The organism is Caballeronia sp. INML3B (genome assembly GCF_023631305.1).
GTDB lineage: Bacteria > Pseudomonadota > Gammaproteobacteria > Burkholderiales > Burkholderiaceae > Caballeronia > Caballeronia turbans.
On sequence record NZ_JALQDI010000090.1, the window covers coordinates 1 to 3,276 of the forward strand.

Consider the following 3,276-nt stretch of genomic DNA (forward strand, 5'->3'; position numbering starts at 1 on the left):
TCAGACAGCGCGGCGCACCATCAATTCCTTGATCTTGCCGATCGCCTTGGTCGGATTGAGCCCCTTGGGGCACACGTCGACGCAATTCATGATCGTATGGCAACGGAACAGACGATACGGATCTTCCAGGTTGTCCAGGCGTTCGCCCGTCGCCTGATCGCGGCTGTCCGCGATGAAGCGATAGGCTTGCAGCAAGCCCGCCGGGCCCACGAACTTGTCCGGGTTCCACCAGAAGCTCGGGCACGACGTCGAGCAGCTCGCGCACAGAATGCACTCGTAGAGTCCATCCAGTTCGTCGCGCTCCACCGGCGATTGCAGGCGTTCTTTCTCGGGCGGCGGCGTATCGTTGATCAGATACGGCTTGATCGAATGATACTGGTTGAAGAACTGCGTGAAGTCGCAAATCAGGTCGCGCACCACCGGCAGACCCGGCAGCGGACGCAGCACGATTCGCTGCGGCAATTCATTCAGATTCGTCAGACACGCGAGCCCGTTCTTGCCGTTGATGTTCATCGCATCCGAGCCGCACACGCCTTCGCGGCACGAGCGACGGAACGACAGCGTCTCGTCGACCGCCTTCAGCTTCACCAGCGCGTCCAGCAGCATGCGCTCGTGCTCCAGCTCGAGCTCGTACGTCTGCATGCGCGGCGCCGCGTCCTTGTCCGGATCGTAGCGATAGACTTCAAAAATTCTCTTTGCCATTTCGATTCTTCCTTGCGCTCTGTGCCTTAGAAGGTACGCGCCTTCGGCGGCACCGATTCGACCGTCAGCGGCTTCATCTGCACCGGCTTGTAATCCAGGCGATCGCCCTCGCTGAACCACAGCGTGTGACGCATCCAGTTCTCGTCGTCGCGATGCTCGTAGTCGCTGTGCGCGTGCGCGCCGCGGCTTTCCTTGCGCGCTTCGGCCGACACCATCGTCGCGCGCGCCACTTCGATCAGGTTCGCCAGCTCCAGCGCCTCGACCTTGGCCGTGTTGAACACCTTCGACTTGTCCTTCAGATGCACATGCTTCACGCGCTCGGCGAGTTCGCCGATCTTGCCCACCCCTTCTTCGAGCAGCTTCGAGGTGCGGAACACGCCCGCGTGCGCCTGCATCGACGCGCGGATGTCGTTGGCGATGTTCTGCGTGTATTCGCCCGAGGTCGATTTTTCCAGCACCGCGAGGCGTTCCATCGCTAAGTCGGCGGCATCGGCCGGCAGCGGCTTGTGCTCTTTCAATTCCTTCGCGTGCTTGATGATGTGATTGCCCGCCGCGCGGCCGAACACGACCAGATCGAGCAGCGAGTTCGTGCCCAGACGGTTCGCGCCATGCACCGAAACGCACGAGCATTCGCCCACCGCGTAGAAGCCGTTGACCGGATCGTCATAGCCCTTGGCCGTACCCACGACCTGGCCGTGCATGTTCGTCGGAATACCGCCCATCTGATAGTGGATGGTCGGCACGACCGGAATCGGCTCCTTGATGCAGTCGACGTTGGCGAACTTCAGCGCGATCTCGCGAATCGACGGCAGGCGCTTCATGATCGTCTCGGCGCCGATGTGCGACAGGTCCAGCAGCACGTGATCCTTGTTCGGACCCACGCCGCGGCCTTCCTTGATCTCCTGGTCCATCGAGCGCGAAACGAAGTCGCGCGGCGCCAGATCCTTCAGCGTCGGCGCATAGCGCTCCATGAAACGATCGCCGTTGGCGTTACGCAGAATGCCGCCTTCGCCGCGCACGCCTTCGGTGATCAGCACGCCCGCGCCCGCCACGCCCGTCGGATGGAACTGCCAGAACTCCATGTCCTGCAGCGCGATGCCCGAACGCGCGGCCATGCCGAGGCCGTCGCCCGTATTGATGAACGCATTCGTCGATGCCGCGAAGATGCGCCCCGCACCACCCGTGGCGAACAGCGTCGTCTTGCCTTCGAGGATGTAGACGTCGCCCGTTTCCATTTCGAGCGCGGTCACCCCGAGCACATCGCCGTCGGCGTCGCGGATCAGATCCAGCGCCATCCATTCGACGAAGAAGTGCGTTTTAGCCGCGACGTTCTGCTGATACAGCGTGTGCAGCAATGCGTGACCCGTACGGTCGGCCGCGGCACACGCGCGCTGCACCGGCTTCTCGCCGTAGTTCGCGGTGTGGCCGCCGAACGGGCGCTGATAGATCGTGCCGTCCGGATTGCGGTCGAACGGCATGCCCATGTGTTCGAGCTCGTACACCGCATGGGGCGCTTCGCGGCACATGAACTCGATCGCGTCCTGGTCGCCGAGCCAGTCGGAGCCCTTGATGGTGTCGTAGAAGTGATAGTGCCAGTTGTCTTCGCTCATGTTGCCAAGCGAAGCGCCGATGCCGCCTTGTGCCGCCACCGTATGCGAGCGCGTCGGAAACACTTTGGACAGCACCGCCACCGACAAACCCGCGCGCGCGAGTTGCAGCGATGCGCGCATGCCCGAGCCGCCCGCGCCGACGATGACCACGTCAAAGCGACGACGCGGCAGGGAAGTCTTGATTGCAGCCATGTTCTTTAAACTCTCCAGAGAATCTGTGCAGCGTAGCCGGCGCATCCGATCAGCCACAGGATGGTCAGCACCTGCAGCAGCAGGCGCACGCCCATCGGCTTGACATAGTCCATCCAGATGTCGCGAATGCCGACCCACGCGTGATAGAACAGGCAAAGCAAGGCTACGAAAGTCGCGAGCTTCATCCACTGCGTCGCGAAGATGCCCGCCCAGCCTTCATAGGAGAAGTTGTGCGCGCCGAAGAACCAGAACAGCAGAATGACGGTGTAGACAGCCATCACGACCGCGGTGATGCGCTGCGCGAGCCAGTCGCGCAGACCGTAGTGCGCGCCCACGACCAGGCGCTTGGGGCCGACCCGATTTTGCGTTGCCATGTTTAAAACACTCCGAAGATCTTGAGGGCCATCGCGAGCGTGAGCAACAGCGAAACGATCAGCACCATGAGCGCGGTCTGCTTGCCGCCTTCCTTATTGACCGCGACGTGGGTGTCGAGCAGCAGAAAGCGAATGCCCGCGAAGAAGTGATGCAGATATGCCCACGACAGCACGAGCGTGACGATCTTGACGATCGGGTTGGCGAGAAAGCCCTTGAACGCGTCGAACGAGATCTCTGACGTGAGGCTCTGATCGAGCAGATACAGAATGAACGGCAGACACACGAACAGCAGCAAGCCGCTTATACGATGCAGGATCGATACCTTTCCTGCCAGCGGCAAGCGGTACTTCGCGAGTTGGCCGAGTCCGATGTTCCGGTATTCGGGCCTTGGTTTTTT

At 61.7% G+C, this 3,276-nt stretch carries 4 protein-coding genes; all 4 read right to left on the bottom strand.

Annotated elements, in window-relative coordinates; translation table 11 throughout:
* Positions 1–702, bottom strand: coding sequence for a succinate dehydrogenase iron-sulfur subunit (locus NCS58_RS33970; RefSeq protein WP_061122009.1), 702 nt, complete (start codon positions 700–702; stop codon positions 1–3).
* A gap of 26 nt (positions 703–728) precedes the next feature.
* A complete protein-coding gene (gene sdhA, locus NCS58_RS33975; protein WP_250539041.1) occupies positions 729–2,504 on the bottom strand; it encodes a succinate dehydrogenase flavoprotein subunit in 1,776 nt (591 codons plus the stop codon).
* A gap of 5 nt (positions 2,505–2,509) precedes the next feature.
* Positions 2,510–2,878 carry a succinate dehydrogenase, hydrophobic membrane anchor protein gene (gene sdhD, locus NCS58_RS33980; protein ID WP_061122007.1) on the bottom strand — a complete coding sequence of 123 codons (369 nt, stop codon included), beginning with the start codon at positions 2,876–2,878 and terminating at the stop codon, positions 2,510–2,512.
* 2 nt (positions 2,879–2,880) lie between these two features.
* Positions 2,881–3,276, bottom strand: a 396-nt coding sequence (gene sdhC / locus NCS58_RS33985) for a succinate dehydrogenase, cytochrome b556 subunit (protein WP_250539042.1), incomplete at its 5' end; no start/stop codon positions are given.